This window comes from Streptomyces sp. BYX5S (assembly GCF_054724165.1).
Map to the genome: position 1 here is coordinate 881,413 of NZ_CM138829.1, position 16,453 is coordinate 897,865.

The 16,453-nt window shown below is 68.7% G+C and carries 18 protein-coding genes; 10 read left to right on the plus strand and 8 right to left on the minus strand.

Annotation, left to right across the window (positions count from 1 at the left end):
* Position 1: 1 nt before the first annotated feature.
* Both ACYBSK_RS03935 and ACYBSK_RS03940 read right to left on the minus strand, forming a co-directional pair.
* Complete coding sequence (locus tag ACYBSK_RS03935; protein WP_457475416.1) at positions 2–592, minus strand: isochorismatase family protein; 591 nt, start codon at positions 590–592, stop codon at positions 2–4.
* 95 nt (positions 593–687) lie between these two features.
* Positions 688–2,016 (minus strand): nicotinate phosphoribosyltransferase, encoded by a 1,329-nt coding sequence (locus ACYBSK_RS03940; protein WP_460245183.1) that lies wholly within the window; start codon positions 2,014–2,016, stop codon positions 688–690.
* A gap of 80 nt (positions 2,017–2,096) precedes the next feature.
* On the opposite strand from ACYBSK_RS03940, the gene clpS reads away from it, so the two are divergent.
* The 7 genes from clpS (at position 2,097) to ACYBSK_RS03975 (ending at position 6,829) form a co-directional block, all read left to right on the plus strand.
* Complete coding sequence (clpS, locus tag ACYBSK_RS03945; RefSeq protein WP_457475418.1) at positions 2,097–2,414, plus strand: ATP-dependent Clp protease adapter ClpS; 318 nt, start codon at positions 2,097–2,099, stop codon at positions 2,412–2,414.
* 10 nt (positions 2,415–2,424) lie between these two features.
* Positions 2,425–3,030, plus strand: coding sequence for a DUF2017 domain-containing protein (locus tag ACYBSK_RS03950; RefSeq protein ID WP_460245184.1), 606 nt, complete (start codon positions 2,425–2,427; stop codon positions 3,028–3,030).
* Positions 3,031–3,386: 356 nt separating this feature from the next.
* Positions 3,387–4,823, plus strand: coding sequence for an amino acid permease (locus tag ACYBSK_RS03955; RefSeq protein WP_460245185.1), 1,437 nt, complete (start codon positions 3,387–3,389; stop codon positions 4,821–4,823).
* 75 nt (positions 4,824–4,898) lie between these two features.
* The gene (locus ACYBSK_RS03960) at positions 4,899–5,315 is read left to right on the plus strand and encodes a M67 family metallopeptidase (RefSeq protein ID WP_457475421.1); all 417 of its coding nucleotides are present in this window, start codon (positions 4,899–4,901) and stop codon (positions 5,313–5,315) included.
* Positions 5,316–5,395: 80 nt separating this feature from the next.
* Positions 5,396–5,497 carry a putative leader peptide gene (locus ACYBSK_RS03965; protein ID WP_323179532.1) on the plus strand — a complete coding sequence of 34 codons (102 nt, stop codon included), beginning with the start codon at positions 5,396–5,398 and terminating at the stop codon, positions 5,495–5,497.
* A 94-nt stretch (positions 5,498–5,591) separates the two neighbouring features.
* On the plus strand, positions 5,592–5,870 hold the full coding sequence (locus tag ACYBSK_RS03970) for a MoaD/ThiS family protein (protein ID WP_457475422.1): 279 nt from the start codon (positions 5,592–5,594) through the stop codon (positions 5,868–5,870).
* 8 nt (positions 5,871–5,878) lie between these two features.
* Positions 5,879–6,829, plus strand: a complete 951-nt coding sequence (locus ACYBSK_RS03975) for a PLP-dependent cysteine synthase family protein (RefSeq protein ID WP_457475423.1) — start codon at positions 5,879–5,881, stop codon at positions 6,827–6,829.
* Positions 6,830–6,983: 154 nt separating this feature from the next.
* On the opposite strand, the gene ACYBSK_RS03980 is transcribed toward ACYBSK_RS03975, so the two are convergent.
* Complete coding sequence (locus ACYBSK_RS03980) at positions 6,984–7,427, minus strand: type II toxin-antitoxin system PemK/MazF family toxin (protein ID WP_457475424.1); 444 nt, start codon at positions 7,425–7,427, stop codon at positions 6,984–6,986.
* A 207-nt stretch (positions 7,428–7,634) separates the two neighbouring features.
* Between ACYBSK_RS03980 and ACYBSK_RS03985 the strand changes: the two genes are divergently transcribed.
* Positions 7,635–8,387, plus strand: a complete 753-nt coding sequence (locus tag ACYBSK_RS03985) for an MBL fold metallo-hydrolase (RefSeq protein WP_460245186.1) — start codon at positions 7,635–7,637, stop codon at positions 8,385–8,387.
* On the opposite strand, the gene ACYBSK_RS03990 is transcribed toward ACYBSK_RS03985, so the two are convergent.
* The 5 genes from ACYBSK_RS03990 to ACYBSK_RS04010 all read right to left on the minus strand — a co-directional run bounded on the left by ACYBSK_RS03990 (position 8,375) and on the right by ACYBSK_RS04010 (position 15,033).
* Positions 8,375–9,715 (minus strand): glycosyltransferase, encoded by a 1,341-nt coding sequence (locus tag ACYBSK_RS03990; protein WP_460245187.1) that lies wholly within the window; start codon positions 9,713–9,715, stop codon positions 8,375–8,377. The genes ACYBSK_RS03985 and ACYBSK_RS03990 overlap by 13 nt on opposite strands.
* Complete coding sequence (locus tag ACYBSK_RS03995; protein WP_457475427.1) at positions 9,712–11,832, minus strand: peptidase domain-containing ABC transporter; 2,121 nt, start codon at positions 11,830–11,832, stop codon at positions 9,712–9,714. Before ACYBSK_RS03995 ends, ACYBSK_RS03990 begins: the two co-directional genes overlap by 4 nt.
* Positions 11,833–11,895: 63 nt before the next feature.
* Positions 11,896–12,087, minus strand: a complete 192-nt coding sequence (locus ACYBSK_RS04000; RefSeq protein ID WP_457475428.1) for a hypothetical protein — start codon at positions 12,085–12,087, stop codon at positions 11,896–11,898.
* 233 nt (positions 12,088–12,320) lie between these two features.
* On the minus strand, positions 12,321–13,598 hold the full coding sequence (locus ACYBSK_RS04005; RefSeq protein ID WP_457475429.1) for a PTS transporter subunit EIIC: 1,278 nt from the start codon (positions 13,596–13,598) through the stop codon (positions 12,321–12,323).
* A 220-nt stretch (positions 13,599–13,818) separates the two neighbouring features.
* Positions 13,819–15,033 carry a PTS transporter subunit EIIC gene (locus ACYBSK_RS04010; RefSeq protein WP_457475430.1) on the minus strand — a complete coding sequence of 405 codons (1,215 nt, stop codon included), beginning with the start codon at positions 15,031–15,033 and terminating at the stop codon, positions 13,819–13,821.
* Positions 15,034–15,301: 268 nt separating this feature from the next.
* Between ACYBSK_RS04010 and ACYBSK_RS04015 the strand changes: the two genes are divergently transcribed.
* Both ACYBSK_RS04015 and rph read left to right on the plus strand, forming a co-directional pair.
* Positions 15,302–15,535, plus strand: a complete 234-nt coding sequence (locus ACYBSK_RS04015) for a PTS glucose/sucrose transporter subunit IIB (RefSeq protein ID WP_356376300.1) — start codon at positions 15,302–15,304, stop codon at positions 15,533–15,535.
* Between the two features lie 79 nt (positions 15,536–15,614).
* Positions 15,615–16,349: a ribonuclease PH gene (rph, locus tag ACYBSK_RS04020; protein ID WP_457475431.1), complete on the plus strand. Its 735-nt coding sequence runs from the start codon at positions 15,615–15,617 to the stop codon at positions 16,347–16,349.
* Positions 16,350–16,453 lie beyond the last annotated feature (104 nt).

A 16,453-nucleotide genomic window follows, 5' to 3' on the forward strand; every position in this document is an offset into this window, starting at 1 on the left:
GCTAGGCCACGACGGGCTTGCCGGTGAGTTCGACCCCCGCCGAGCGCAGCTCCTCAAGCGCGGCCTCCGTGGAGACCGCCGAAACCCCGGCCGTCAGATCGAGCAACACCTGCGTCCGAAACCCCTCCCGCGCCGCATCCACGGCAGTGGCCCGCACACAGTGATCCGTGGCGATCCCCACCACGTCCACCTCGGACACCTCCCGCGCCCGCAACCACTCCGCCAACGGCACCCCGTTCTCGTCCGCCCCCTCGAACCCGCTGTAAGCGGCCGAGTACGCCCCCTTGTCGAACACGGCGTCGATCGCACCGGAGGCGACCGCCGGGGCGAAGTTCGGGTGGAACCCCACGCCCTCCGTGCCCGCGACACAGTGCCGCGGCCAGCTGTGCCGGAAGTCCGGCGCCTCCGAGAAGTGGTCCCCGGGGTCGATGTGGTGGTCCCGCGTGGCGACGACGTGCTGGTAGCAGCCGCCGCCGGCCTGCCCGACGAGGTCGGTGATCGCGGCAGCGACGTCGGCACCTCCCGCCACCGCGAGGCTGCCGCCCTCGCAGAAGTCGTTCTGCACGTCTACGACGATCAGGGCGCGGCGCATGATGGCTGTCCTTCTGCTTGGAGACTACGAGCGTAGAAGCTTCAAGTGCGTTGCGGGAGAGGGCGTGGGGCGCGGCCGGGGGCGCCGGCCGCGCCTCAGGCGTACTCGGTCGGGATGACGGCCTCGCCGCGCGACAGCTGCGTCGCGGACAGCGGCAGCCCGTCGCGCGCCGCGATGTGCCGCTCGCGCACCGCGTCGAGCGGCTCCCGGTGCAGCACCTCACCGCCCCTGACCAGCTCCACGAGGAGCTGCCGGTCGGCCAGCTCGGCCGGGACGGGCCCCGTGCCGACGACCTCGGCCTCCGCGATCCCGTCCGCGTCGAGGCGCCGCGCGGCCCACTTGCGGCCGCCGACGGAGGTCTTCCCGCCCGCCGACTTCTTCGCGACGGGCACGAGCGGCGCCTTCGGGTCGGCGGAGCCTGCGCGCGCGACCAGCTTGTAGACCATGGAGCAGGTGGGGTGCCCGGAGCCGGTCACCAGCTGCGTACCGACGCCGTACGCGTCCACGGGGGAGGCGGCGAGCGAGGCGATGGCGTACTCGTCGAGGTCGGAGGTGACCACGATCTTGGTGTTCCTGGCGCCCAGCTCGTCGAGCTGCTGACGCACCCGGTGCGCGACGAGCAGCAGGTCGCCGGAGTCGATCCGGACGGCGCCCAGCTCGGGCCCGGCGATCTCGACGGCCGCCTTGACCGCCTCCTTCACGTCGTACGTGTCCACGAGCAGCGTCGTCCCCTTGCCCAGGGAGTCGACCTGGGCGCGGAACGCGTCCCGCTCGGTGTCGTGGATCAGCGTGAAGGCGTGCGCGCTGGTGCCGACCGTGGGGATCCCGTACCGGAACCCGGCCGCGAGGTCGGAGGTCGTCGCGAACCCGCCGACGTAAGCGGCGCGCGAGGCGGCGACGGCCGCCAGCTCGTGCGTACGGCGCGCGCCCATCTCGATCAGCGGCCGGTCCCCGGCGGCCGAGGACATCCGGGAGGCGGCCGCGGCGATCGCCGAGTCGTGGTTGAGGATCGACAGGATCACGGTCTCCAGGAGCACGCACTCGGCGAAGGAGCCCTCGACGCGCAGGATCGGGGAGCCGGGGAAGTAGACCTCGCCCTCGGGGTAGCCCCAGATGTCGCCGGAGAACCGGTAGTCCGCGAGCCACTGGAGCGTCGGCTCGTCGACGACGCCGCGCTCGCGCAGGAAGCCGAGCACGCCCGCGTCGAAGCGGAAGTTCTCGACGGCGTCCAGGACGCGCCCGGTGCCCGCGACGACCCCGTAGCGCCGCCCCTCGGGCAGCCGCCGGGTGAAGACCTCGAAGACCGAGTGCCGGTCGGCGGTGCCGCCCCGCAGGGTGGCCTGCAACATCGTCAGCTCGTAGTGATCGGTGAAGAGCGCTGTCGACGGGACGTCCACCGGCAGGCCAAGGTCCGCTGTGTTCATAGGAGGAATGCTACCCCGGATTAGCGTCAAGGTGACGATTTCTGCGTCCGTTTGTGCGTGGGCAGGGTGGTGGTGGCAGCATGGGCCCTGTGACGGCTCCTGCACCCCTTGAGATCGAGAGGCCCGAGACGACGGAGGACGCGTCCGTCGTCCCCGAGCCGGACGTCCCCTGGATCACGCTCGTCCACAACGACCCGGTGAACCTGATGAGTTACGTGACGTATGTCTTCCAGACGTACTTCGGGTACTCCAAGGACAAGGCCACCAAACTCATGATGGACGTACACCAGAAGGGGCGGGCGGTCGTCTCCACGGGTACCCGCGAGGAGATGGAACGCGACGTGCAGGCGATGCACGGATACGGCCTGTGGGCCACGCTTCAACAGGATCGGAAGTAGCAGCATCCCGATGCCAGGTCATTTCGAACCGATCCCCGGCGGCGGCGCGGCCGTCGCCCTCGACGACGTCGAGATCTCCATCATCCGCTCGCTGGCCGTGCAGCTCCTGGAGCTCATCGGCCCCGGGCCGGGCGGCGACGTCAGCGACGACCCGCTCGCGGAGCTCTTCGCCGACGGACCGACCGAACCGCCCAGCGACGCGGTGCTGCGGCGCCTCTTCCCCGACGCGTACGGCGGTCCCGCGGCCGACGACGGGGACGTCGAGAGCGCGGACGAGGCGCGCGTCCACTCCGCGGAGTTCCGCCGCTTCACCGAGAACGACCTGCGGGCCGGCAAGCGCGAGGACGCCCTCGCGGTGATCCGCTCGCTGGACACGCTCAGCCCGGCGGGCGACGGCGGCGCGGTCCTCAAGCTGTCCCAGGGCGAGTCCGTCCAGTGGATGCGGGCCCTGAACGACCTGCGTCTGGCGATCGGTACCCGCCTCGACATCACCGACGAGGAGGACACGGACCTCCTCTACCGGCTCCCGGACGACGACGCGCGCAAGCCGATGGTCATGGCGTATCTGTGGCTCGGCGGCCTCCAGGAGACGCTCGTCGAGACCCTGATGCCCTGACCTTGAGTGAGGCTCCGGGGCCGCTCCGGAGCCACCCTGGCCTGTTCGCTCAGCGGGTCCTCAAATCCGTATAACGATCGCGTCACCGCGCCCACCCTCAATGCGGCGCGGTGATTTTTATGTCCCGTTTTGCCGGTGGCGTACGCCACACGCGCCTCGGCCAACCTCGGTGAACGCCGTGATAAATCTTCACGACCACCTGAGGGACGCCACCCCTGTCTCCTCAGAGGGCGCCCCGACCGGCCGACCGCCGGTAGGCACAAGCTCCATCCATCCAGGGGCCCAGACCCCAAAGGATCGTCACAGTCGATCCGAGCCGAGTACGGCACGGATCGGCATGGAGAAAGGCGCACATCATGACCTCAGTGCAGGTCGACGAGCAGCACGACGGCAATGAGGCCGCGCAGGCCGAGACCGACGAGGGTTACCAACGCGGACTCGGGGCCCGGCAGATCCAGATGATCGCCATCGGCGGCGCCATCGGGACCGGACTCTTTCTCGGCGCGGGCAAGGGCATCTCCAAGGCGGGGCCCAGCCTGATCCTGGCGTACGCGGTCGCCGGCGTGGTCATCTTCTGCATCATGCGGGCCCTCGGCGAGCTCCTCATGTACCGCCCCGTGTCCGGCTCCTTCTCGGAGTACGCACGCGAGTTCATCGGCCCCTTCGCGGGCTTCGCGACCGGCTGGACGTACTGGCTCTTCTGGGTCATCACCGGCATGACCGAGGTCACCGCGGCCGCCACCTACATGACCTTCTGGTGGGACATCCCGCAATGGGTGTCCGCACTCGTCTTCACCGTCATCCTCTACGGCGCCAACCTGATCTCCGTGAAGCTCTTCGGTGAGCTGGAGTTCTGGTTCTCCACCGTCAAGGTCACCGCCATCATCGGCATGATCCTGATCTGCGCCGGCATCCTCACCATCGGCTTCTCCGACGCCGGTGACACCGCCACCCTGACGAACCTGTGGGACATCGGCGGCTTCTTCGCCGGCGAGAACGGCATCGGCTCGACGCTGATGACGCTCCAGATGGTGATGTTCGCGTTCCTCGCCGTCGAGCTCGTCGGCGTCACCGCGGGCGAGGCCAAGGACGCCAAGACCGTCCTGCCGAAGGCCATCAACACCGTGCCGTGGCGCATCGCCGTCTTCTACGTCGGCGCGCTGATCATGATCCTCTCGGTCGTGCCGTGGACCTCCTTCAAGGCCGGCGAGAGCCCCTTCGTGCACGCCTTCGACAAGATGGGCCTGGGCGTCGGCGCCGCCATCGTCAACTTCGTCGTGCTGACCGCTGCGCTGTCCTCCTGCAACTCGGGCATGTACTCCACCGGCCGCATGCTGCGCGACCTCGCGCAGAACAGCCAGGGCCCGCAGTTCTTCACCAAGCTCAGCAAGAACGGTCTTCCCGTCATCGGCACCACGTTCTCCGCCGCGATGATGCTGGTCGGCGTCTGGATCAACTACCAGTGGCCGGGCGAGGCGTTCAACTACGTCGTCTCCTTCGCCACCATCTCCGGCATGTGGGCCTGGATCATCATCCTGATCTGCCAGATCCGCTACCGCATCAAGTCCGACCGCGGCGAGCTGCCGAAGTCCGAGTTCCGCGCCCCGTGGGGCGTCTGGGTCAGCGGCCTCGCGCTCGCGTTCATCTTCATGGTCATCGTCCTGATGGGCATCGACCCCGACGCGCGCGTCTCCCTGTACGCCGCCCCGGTCTGGGCCGCGATCCTGGGTGTCGCCTACTTCCTGCTGAAGAAGCGCAACCCGGAGGCCGCCGCCTTCTCGAAGCGCGACTGAGCCCCGCATCTCAACAGGTGGGCCCGCCCGTACCGCACTCCGGTACGGGCGGGCCCGCTTGCTTATGCTGGCCGCATGTTGAAGATTTCCCAGACCCTGTACGACCAGATCGTCGAGCACGCCCGCAAGGACCACCCCGACGAGGCCTGCGGCGTCGTCGCGGGCCCGGTCGGCGAGGGCCGCCCCGAGCGCTTCGTCCCGATGCTGAACGCCGCGCGCTCGCCCACGTTCTACGAGTTCGACTCCGGCGACCTGCTGAAGCTCTACCGCGAGATGGACGACCGCGACGAGGAGCCGGTCGTGATCTACCACTCGCACACGGCCACCGAGGCGTACCCCTCGCGCACCGACGTCAGTTACGCCAACGAGCCGGGCGCCCACTACGTCCTGGTCTCCACCGCCGACACCGACGACGCGGGCCCCTTCCAGTTCCGCTCGTTCCGCATCGTCGAGGGCGAAATCACCGAGGAAGAAGTCCAGGTCACGGCCTGAATCTCAACCGGCGGACGCAGAACGACCGCATGATGAGATCACACTCCGGGACCCGGACCGGGAATCGATACGATGAGCCCATGGTTTCCCACGACGTGAGCGAAAAGACGCCGGGCATGCTGCTCGTTGCGCGGCTGCACGTCGACCTGTGCCGCCTCGCCAGCGCCATCTGTCCGCGCTGAGCCGCACCGCCGTACCGCAGGCCGCCATCGGCCCGTACGGAAGCGCCGCCGCGCGCTCACCCACCAGACTTCCGACTCCCGACAGGAGCCCAGCATGGCCATCGAGGTCCGCATCCCGACCATCCTCCGCACCTACACCGACGGCGAGAAGGCCGTCCAGGGCAGCGGCGACAACCTCGGCGAGCTCTTCGCCGACCTGGACTCCCGGCACGCGGGCATCGCCGACCGCATCGTGGACAACGGCCAGCTGCGCCGCTTCGTGAACGTGTACCTGAACGACGAGGACGTCCGCTTCCTCGACGGCATCAACACCAAGGTCGCCGACGGCGACAACGTCACGATCCTGCCGGCCGTGGCCGGCGGAATGCGCTGAGCCGGCCGATGCGCTACGACAGCCCGCTGGCCGCGGTGGGCAACACCCCCCTGGTGCGCCTGCCGCGGCTCTCGCTCTCCGACGACGTACGGATCTGGGCGAAGCTGGAGGACCGCAACCCGACCGGCTCGATCAAGGACCGCCCCGCGCTCCACATGATCGAACAGGCGGAGAAGGAAGGCCGGATCAAGGCCGGGGACACCATCCTCGAACCCACCTCCGGCAACACCGGCATCTCGCTCGCGATGGCCGCCCGGCTCAAGGGCTACCGGATCGTCTGCGTCATGCCGGAGAACACCTCGCAGGAGCGGCGCGACCTGCTCGCCATGTGGGGCGCGGAGATCATCCCGTCCCCGGCCGCGGGCGGCTCCAACACGGCGGTCCGCATCGCCAAGGAGCTGGCGGAGCAGCACCCGGACTGGGTGATGCTCTACCAGTACGGCAACGAGCACAACGCGGGCGCGCACTACGCCACGACCGGCCCGGAGATCCTCACCGACCTCCCCTCGGTCACGCACTTCGTGGCGGGGCTCGGCACCACCGGCACTCTCATGGGCGTCGGCCGGTATCTGCGTGAGCACAAGCCGGACGTCAAGATCGTCGCTGCGGAGCCGCGCTACGACGACCTGGTCTACGGCCTGCGCAACCTCGACGAGGGCTTCGTCCCCGAGCTGTACGACGCCTCCGTCCTCACGACCCGGTTCTCGGTCGGCTCGGCCGACGCGGTCACCCGCACCCGTGACCTCCTCCAGCAGGAGGGCATCTTCGCGGGGGTCTCCACGGGGGCGGCGCTGCATGCCGCGATCGGGGTGGGCAAGAAGGCGGTGAAGGCCGGGGAGTCGGCCGACATCGTGTTCGTCGTGGCCGACGGTGGCTGGAAGTACCTGTCGACGGGCGTCTACACGGCCGCGACGACGGAAGAGGCGATCGAGGTCCTCCACGGCCAACTCTGGGCGTAACCCCCCCGGGGCTCCGCCCCGAACCCCGCTCCTCAAGCGCCGGAGGGGCTGTGGATGCGGCGGCCGACAAGTCGAGTCGGGCGCGTATTGAGCCCCTCCGGCGCTTGAGGAGCGGGGGCCGGGGCGGAGCCCCGAGGCGTTGCGGTGGGACGGGTCAACGGCCGAGGTGGCGGACCTGGTCCCACAGCCCCGGATCGATCACCCCGGCACGCCGCCGAAAATCCCCCAGCGGCACCGCGCGCAACTCGTCCGTCTCCAGGAAACTCGCCCGCCCCTGCGCATCCCCCACCGACCCCGGCGGCAACGCGATCACCCCCGGCCGCTCATCGTGATAGCGACTCGTGATCTTGGCGACCGTCGCCACGCCCCGCCGCACCGACAGCACCAGGCACGGCCGGTCCTTCGCCCCCGGCCCGTCCTCGTACGGCACGAGCGCCCACCAGATGTCCCCGGGCTCGGGCCCCCGCCCGTGCCGGTCGCGCGGAACGTGCCGCTCCCGGCGGCGGTGACGCGTGCCGCGCCCCCACCCGTCGACCAGCGTCGCGACGAGCGCGAGCAGTACGACGGCAGCGAGCGCGAGCCACCAGGACGTGTCCATAGGCAAGACGGTACCGGTGGGACGCAAGGGGTGCGCACGCGGACCGGAACCCCTCCGAACCGGTGACAGCGCAGGTGAGTTCGCCCACAACGGCCCGTGACGGAGGAGCCACCCGCCCTTTTGCGCCTTACGCTCGAATGCCCCGGCCCATGGCCCCATGGCTCCATCTACGCATTCCGACCGCCAGCGCGGAGGTTGAAAGCTCTTATGAAGCTCACCGTCGTCGGCTGCTCGGGGTCGTTCCCGTCCGCGGATTCGGCCTGCTCGAGCTACCTCGTCGAGGCCGACGGCTTCCGGCTGCTTCTCGACATGGGCAATGGTGCCCTGGGCGAGTTGCAGCGCCACTGCGGTCTCTACGACCTCGACGCGATCTTCCTTTCGCATCTGCACGCGGACCACTGCATCGACATGTGCGCGTACTTCGTCGTGCGCTACTACCGCCACGACGGCGGCCGTTGCGCGCCGATGCCCGTCTACGGCCCCGAGGGCACCGAGCAGCGGCTGACCACCGCGCACGCGGACACGCCCTCGGCCTCCGCGTTCAGCGAGGTCTTCGACTTCCACACCGTGAAGCCGGGTTCGTACGAGATCGGGCCCTTCTCCGTCCGCATGGAGAAGGTCTGCCACCCGGTGGAGTCGTACGCGATCCGGGTCGAGCACGGCGGGCGCTCGCTGACGTACTCCGGGGACACCGGCCCGTGCGCGGCGCTGGACGAACTCGCGGAGGACAGCGACCTGTTCCTGTGCGAGGCCGCGTTCACGGACGGCAAGGAGAACATCCCGGCCCTGCACCTCAACGGGCGGGAGGCGGGGGAGTCGGCGCAGCGCGCGGCCGCCCGCAAACTGGTCCTGACCCACATCCCGCCGTGGACCGACCCGCAGGTGAACCTGGCGGACGCGCGCGCGGTGTACGACGGCCCGGTGGAGCTGGCCGCGCCGGGCACCGTCTACGAGATCTGATCCCTCGTCGTACCGCGAGCGCCGGACCGTTCGGGAAGCTCGGCCAGCATCCGGCCGAGCTTCTCGAAGTCCTCGGCCACGCCATGCCCCGCGCCCCGCTCCACCGCTCTGCGGTAGGCGGGCAGGACCGCCTCGTACCGTCCACTGGCCAGGGCCAGCGTCGACTGAAGCTCGTAGAGCTTTGCCATGAGATGGCGGTCGCCCGGTTCCTCGGCTTCCCGCACCGTGTCGATCTCTTCGACGAGGGCGGACAGCCTGCCCAGCATCCGGGCCGACTCCAGCAGCGACCGGTAGTAGGTGGCCTCGATGGTCCGTCCCGCCTCGCCGAGCAGGCCCGCGTAACGGCTCACGGCCTCCGCCTCACCGAGCCCAAGAGCCAGCTCGCACAGCAGACCCCAGGAGTCGACGATCCGCTCCGTCCGGTGGCCGGGCGGCCCGGCGGGCACGTGGTCACCGGCGTGCGCGGCCAACAGGGCGAACGCGGCGCGCAGATCCTCAGCTGACGCCGACCGGAGATCAAGTCCGTCGCGCACCTCGTAGTACACCCACTTCGGGTTGTCCGGCTCTGCCACGCGTGCCAGCCGGGCCAGCCTGACGTACTGGTCCCGCTTGGCCCGCCGCTCGATCACCTCGGGCAGGTACCCGAAGTGATTGAAGCGGACGGCGATCCGCACCTGGGCCGGGGCCCGGCCCTCGGGATCGTAGGGATGCTCGTGGACCCGCCCGCGGAAGCGGAACGGTCCGTCCGCACGGAGCACGCGCTGGGTGTTCGTGTACACGGGGCCCTCGTCCACGTCGGCGATGGCGGGGGAGACGACGAGGTCGGAGTCGGCCAGCAGATAGTCCAGGACCGACAGGGCACGGCGGAGTCGGCCCGCATGCGCCTCGGTGAGTACCTCGTCGGCGTCGACATGGCACAGCCAGCCCTCGGCCACCTCGCCGAAGGCGAGATTGCGTTGCCGGGAGAAGTCGTCCGGCCAGGGCGCGGACAGAATCCGCGCGGTGCCGTCGGCCCGCAGCGCCTGCTCGACGGTGCCGTCGGTGGACTCGCAGTCGACCAGGAGCACGTGGTCCACGTCGTCGGCGAGTGCTCGCAGACACTCCCCGATGCGTTCCTCCTCGTTCGAGGTGAGGATGACGGCGGTCACCGGGCGGGCCCGGTGCGCCGCGTATCCGCTGGCCAGCTCCGTGAGATCGGCCGAGGGCAGCGGGGTGTCCGCGAGCTCCGGAGACATGGAAGTGATCAGGGCCAGATCGGCCGTCAGCCGGGAGGGCGGGAGTCCGCCGGAGACGCTGACGAGGTCGAGCAGTTCGGAGAACTTCATCATGGCTGGACGCTTTCCTGACAGTGGTCGGACGAGGAGTCGAGGGAATGCACCAGGTCGAACGCGACGTCTTCCGTCTGTCCGTGCGAGACCATGATCTTCGTTCCTTCGAGCGCGCTCAGCGCCTTCCAGATCCGCGCGAGCGTATCCCGGTCGATGCCGCTGAACGTCTCGTCGAAGAGGTACACCCGGGGGGCGTGAAGGACAGCGCGGGCGATCGACATCCGCTGGAGCTGGCCCCGCGAGAATCCGGCGCCGCTCTCCCGCACCGGTTCGTCCAGTCCCTCGGGAAGGCTTTCGACGACGTCGAGAAAGCAGGCGACACGGCAGGCTTCCAGAATTTCTGCTGTGCTGTGCTCCGCGCCCAGGGTCAGGTTCTCGCGTAGCGAGGCGGTGAGCAGGGCCGGATGTTCCGGGAGGTAGAGGATCCAGCGGGGCAGCTCCTCCGGCGCGATGCGGCAGACCTCCGCTCCGCCGAGGGCGATGCTCCCCTCGTAGCCGTCGTGCACGCCCGCCAGCAGGGACAGGAGCGTGCTCTTGCCCGCGCCGTTCGTGCCCCGCAGGAGCATGCGCGCTCCGTACGGAACGTCGAGATCGATGCCTGTCAGGGCGCTGCGCCGGGCCCCAGGGTGGCTGAACCGCAGGGACCTGACCGTGAGGTCGGCGGGCTCCTGCGGCGTGCGCGTGCGTTCCGCCGCGAGTGAGTGCCGGGCGTCGTCGTGTTGCAGGACCACGTCCCGGTAGCGCCCCAGGGCGGCGGAGGTGCGCTGGACCGTCACTTGGAGGGACGCGACCGAATCCATGGCCCCCAGGAAGTAGCCGGCCATGGTCAGGAATCCGAAGACCTGGCCCACCGTGAGCTCTCCGGACAGCATCCGGCTCAGCCCGAGCCAGGCTGCCAGCACGGTGAAAACGGTCTGACTGGCGGTTTTGACAACGGAGTTGATGTTCTCCAGATGGCCGAGCCGGGTCTCCGCCTCGATTCGTCGTCCCAGCGCCCCGCGCATGCGGCCGAATGCGTAGTCGCTTCGTCCGTAACCGATCAACTCCGTGTGTCCTCTGAGGGAGTTGAGGGTCTCCGATTTCAGCGTCGCGTCTCGCTGGAGAGCCTCCGCCGCCGCGTTCCTGATGTGCGGATAGAGAAGAACGGAACTGAGTACGTTGATGGCGGCCGGTGGGACCAGAACGAGGAAGAGAGTCGGGGCGGTGGCGAGCAGGTATGCGCCGACGGTGAGGACGACGCAGAGGTCGATGGCCGCTCTGACGGAGGCTGCCGTGACCAGCCCTTGGATTTCCTGGACATCGTCGATCCGGCTCACCAGGTCGCCGGATCTGCGTCCTTTGAAGTAAGTGGCTGGAAGGCGCAGGAGTTTCCGCAGATAACGCTCGGACAACTGCCGCTGGAGCGACTGGCTCAGAGCCACGATGGCGCGGCCCCGCAGAAACTGGATTCCCGCTGCGGAAAGGGCGATCGCGGTGAATTCGGCGACGAGGACCGCCAGGGCCCGTCGGGAGCCGTCCCGCATGACGCGGTCCACCGCTATCTGCACGAACAGACTGTTCAGCAGGGCCACCAGGGCGACGACGACGGTTGCCGCCAGGATGAACAGCAGCTGCTTGCGGTGCGCGCGCAGCATCTGCCATACGAGGTCCTGCCGGTACGAGGCCCTCAGGCGCGCCCCCAGCGGCAGCCGGGCGGTAGGCCTGTCGGTGATCAGCGTCTCGCCGTGGAAGACGTCGTCGAGTACCTCGGGCGCGAGCCGGAGAGGGCGTGGCAGCAGGGGATCGCCGACGATGAAGTGCCCACTGTCGGTGACCTCGTGGACGACCACGAAATGCCGGTCGCCGTCCTCGTCCAGCAGTACGATCGCAGGCCCCGCGATCCGCAGGGCATGCCGCAGTTGGGCTGTGTCCAGCCGCAGCAACTCACTGTCGACGCCGTACCCTCGCAGCACCTCCCGGAGGCGGAGCAGATTCGAGCCGCGTTCGCCGAGGCCCGTGGACTCGCGCAGGAGCGCCGCGTCCACCACCGATCCGTGCCGCATGAGCACGGTGCGCAGGCACGCAGGACCGCAGTCGGTCTCTCCCGACTGATGGGTGTGGTATCTCTGCCACTTCACCGAAGGACTCCTGGTGGGGAAATGCGGGCGCCCGCCTCCGAAAGGGACGGGCGCCGCTTTCTGCTACAGCTTGTCGCAGCCCAGCGACTTCCAGAGCTTGTAGTAGTCCCCGTAGCTGCAGCCCAGCGGATTGCCGATCTGGGCGAAGATGTACTCGCACCGGGCGCGGCTGGGCTTGCCCGCGCCTGAGGCGGCTGCCGCCTCTTCGTCGCGCAGCGCCTCGAACTTCATCTCGCGCAGAGCTTGCAGGCTCATGAGTTCCCCTTTTCCGTTCAGTGGTCTTGGCCGGTTTCGGCCGATCGCAACGCTAAGCAGGAGGACTTGTCGTGATCAAGGGGTAACGATTCGTGATCACGCCCACAGGTTGTTCCTGGAACGTGAGGGTCGAAAAACACGTCGGGGGGGAGTTTCATCCCCGAGTGGGCATGCCGAATTCCCCGACCGTCACGCGGTCGGGGAATTCAGGGTGTTCGGTTTCGGGGGTGGGGCTACTTGCCCTCCGCCTTGAGGAGTTCCGCCAGTTCCTCGTCGGACTCGCGGCCCGGGGTGGGCAGGTTGAACTTGGTGATCGTGAAGCGGAAGACCACGTAGTAGACCGCCGCGAAACAGAGGCCGACCAGGGCGAGCATCAGTGGCTTGGACGCGATGCCCAGGTTGAGGAAGTAGTCGACCGCGCCGGCCGAGAAACCGAAGCCGTCCTTCATGCCCAGGGCCCAGGTCAGTGCCATCGAGACACCGGTCAGTACCGCGTGGATCGCATACAGGACCGGGGCGATGAACATGAACGTGAACTCGATCGGCTCGGTGACACCGGTGACGAACGCGGTGAGGGCGAGCGAGAACATCATGCCGCCGACGACCTTGCGGCGCTCGGGGCGGGCGCAGTGCGTGATGGCGAGGCAGGCTGCGGGGAGCGCGAACATCATGATCGGGAAGAAACCGGTCATGAACTGGCCCGCGGTCGGGTCACCGTGCAGGAAGCGGGCGATGTCGCCGTGGTACGCGGTGCCGCCCTCGTTGAACGTACCGGCCTGGAACCAGGGGAAGGAGTTCAGCAGGTGGTGCATGCCGATCGGGATCAGCGCACGGTTGGCGACACCGAAGATGCCCGCGCCCCAGGCCCCGGAGTCCACGAGCCACTGGCTGAAGTTGTGCAGACCTGTTCCGAGGACCGGCCAGATGAGGCCGAAGACGATGCCGACGGCGAGGCCGGCGAAGGCCGACAGGATGGGCACCAGGCGACGGCCGCCGAAGAAGCCGGCCCAGTCGGGCAGCTTGGTCCGGTAGAACTTCTGGTAGAGCAGGGCGACGACGATGCCCATGACCACGCCGCCGAGGACCCCGGCGTCCACCGGCGCCTCGTTCATGACGATCTTTCCGTCAACGACGGAGGCGACCTTCGGAAGGTTTTTGTCCGTGAAGGTCGCGAGGACCTTCTGGAAGACCAGGTAGCCGGTGACGGCGGCCAGGGCCGTCGAGCCGTCCGACTTCTTCGCGAAACCGATGGCGATGCCGACGCAGAACAGCAGGGGCATGTTGTCGAGCAGTGCGCCGCCGCCGGCGGCCATGTAACCGGCGAGCTTGTTGATGAACGTCGGGAACGAGTCCCTGCCCAGCATGTCTGCCTGGCCGAACCGGACCAGGAGCGCGGCGGCGGGCAGCACCGCGACCGGCAGCATGAGGCTGCGGCCGATGCGCTGCAAGACAGCCATCGCGCCGGCGCCCTTCTTCTTGTCGGCCGCGGGCGCGGCACTAGCCGTGGACACAACTTCCTCCAGTGGGGCAGCGCCGCCGAAGGGACAAGGGGGACGGCGGCGTCCGGGGGACCGTGGCCGAGGGCCACATGGTCTACACCACTCAGTGGTGTAGACCTGTTGTAGCACGGTGAAGGCGGGATAAGGAACCCTTGATTCCAGCGCGCGAAGGGCCCCCGGACCGAGAGGTCCGGGGGCCCTTGTGCCGAGACTCCCGAGGGAGTCGAAAGCGTTATGCCTTGGTGATGTCCTCGACCTCTTCCTCGGGCTCGCGACCCGGCGTCTTGATATCCCACTTCGTAATGGCGAAGCGGAAGACCACGTAATAGACGACGGCGAAGCACAGGCCGATCGGAATGATCATCCATGGCTTGGTGGCCAGGTTCCAGTTGATCAGATAGTCGATCAGACCGGCCGAGAAACTGAACCCGTCCTTGACGCCCAGCCCCCACGTCACCGCCATCGAGACACCGGTCAGCAGCGCGTGCACCGCGTACAGCGCCGGGGCGATGAAGACGAAGGAGTACTCGATGGGCTCGGTGATGCCCGTGACGAACGAGGTCAGCGCCAGCGACAGCATCATGCCGCCGACCACCTTGCGCCGCTCCGGCCGCGCGCAGTGCACGATCGCCAGGCAGGCCGCGGGGAGCGCGAACATCATGATCGGGAAGAAGCCCGACTGGTAGATGCCCGCCGTCGGGTCGCCGCTGAGGAACATGTTGATGTCGCCGTGCACCGTCGTGCCGTCCGGCTTCGTGTACGAGCCGAACTGGAACCACAGCGGCACGTTGAGGAACTGGTGCAGACCGATCACCAGCAGCGCGCGGTTGGCGACGCCGAAGATGCCGGAGCCCACGGCGCCCAGACTCTCCAGCCAGTTGGAGAAGCTCTCCAGACCGTCACCGACCGGCGGCCAGATCCACAGGCACAGCGCCGCGAAGACGATGCCGACGAAGGCCATGATGATCGGGACGAGCCGGCGGCCGTTGAAGAAGCCGAGCCACGACACCAGCTTGGTGCGGTGGTAGCGGACCCAGAAGAACGAGGCCAGGAACCCCATGATGATGCCGCCGAACACGCCGGGGTTCTGGAACGTCGAGGCGGTCACGGCCCCGTCCGCGAGACAGCCCGTCGCCACCGTCTTCGAGCCGTCCGGGCAGTCCACCGGGAACTGGTGCAGCACCCCGCGGTAGACGAGGAAGCCCGCCACGGCCGCGAGCGCCGTCGAACCGTCGGCCTTCTTCGCCATGCCGATCGCGACGCCGATGCAGAACAGCAGCGGCAGACCGAGGTCGGCGTCGAGCAGCGCGCCGCCCGCGCCCGCGAAGACCTTCGCGACGTTCGTCCAGCCGAGGCCGTCGTCGCCGAAGACGTCGGGCTGGCCGAGCCGGTTGACGATGCCGGCGGCGGGAAGGACGGCGATGGGCAGCTGCAGACTGCGCCCCATCTTCTGGAGTCCCTGGAAGAAATTGCTCCAGGGACTCGGTCGGGGCGCGGCGGCAGCATTGGCGCTCATGGGCGTCCTCCCGGAACAAGCCACGTTTGGCGGGCGTCAGATACTCTGGCTACTGGTGTAGACCAGTTGCGGGGACGGGTCGGTCCGTGCTCGTCATCTTTCGGCACAGGTGGGTTCACCGCTCGCGAAGATGGGCCAACCGTGGGTTACCGTGACAAAGCGGCCCAGAGGCGGGCCCGGAGAACACAGGGAGAACGAAATGGCCACGAAGGCTGAGAAGATCGTCGCCGGCCTCGGCGGGCTCGACAACATCGAAGAGGTCGAGGGCTGCATCACCCGCCTGCGCACCGAGGTCGTCGACCCGGCCCTGGTCGACGAAGCCGCCCTGAAGGCCGCCGGCGCCCACGGCGTCGTGAAGATGGGCACCGCGATCCAGGTCGTCATCGGCACCGACGCCGACCCGATCGCCGCCGACATCGAGGACATGATGTGACCTGCTGAAGGTCGCCCGCGAAGGCCCCGTCCGCGTACGCGTGGACGGGGCCTTCGCCGTACCCGATACGCTCCTCCCTATGTCTCGCATCGACGGCCGCACCCCCGACCAGCTCCGCCCGATCACCATCGAACGCGGCTGGAGCAAGCACGCCGAAGGCTCCGTCCTCGTCTCCTTCGGCGACACCAAGGTCTTCTGCACCGCCTCCTTCACCGAGGGCGTCCCGCGCTGGCGCAAGGGCAGCGGAGAGGGCTGGGTCACCGCCGAGTACTCGATGCTGCCGCGCTCCACGAACACCCGCGGCGACCGCGAGTCCGTGCGCGGCAAGATCGGTGGCCGCACCCACGAGATCAGCCGTCTCATCGGCCGCTCGCTGCGCGCCGTCGTCGACACCAAGGCGCTCGGCGAGAACACGATCGTCCTCGACTGCGACGTCCTCCAGGCCGACGGCGGTACGCGCACGGCCGCCATCACCGGCGCCTACGTGGCGCTGGCCGACGCGGTGGCGTGGGCCCAGGGCAAGAAGATCGTCAAGGCCGGCCGCAAGCCGCTCACCGGCTCCGTCGCCGCCGTCTCCGTCGGCATCATCGACGGCGTCCCGATGCTCGACCTCCCCTACGAGGAGGACGTGCGCGCCGACACCGACATGAACGTCGTCTGCACCGGCGACGGCCGCTTCGTCGAGGTCCAGGGCACCGCCGAGGCCGAGCCCTTCGCCCGCGACGAGCTCAACGCCCTGCTGGACCTGGCCGTTTCGGGCTGCGACGAACTGGCGGCGATCCAGCGCAAGGCGCTGGAGGAGACGCTTTCGTAAGGTAAAGAAAACCCCAAGTAGTGTGGTGGCGCACAGCAACCGGACAGCCGACGGCTGCGTCACTACGGGTGGATGGACGGCCTACGACACCAACGGCCGTCCGC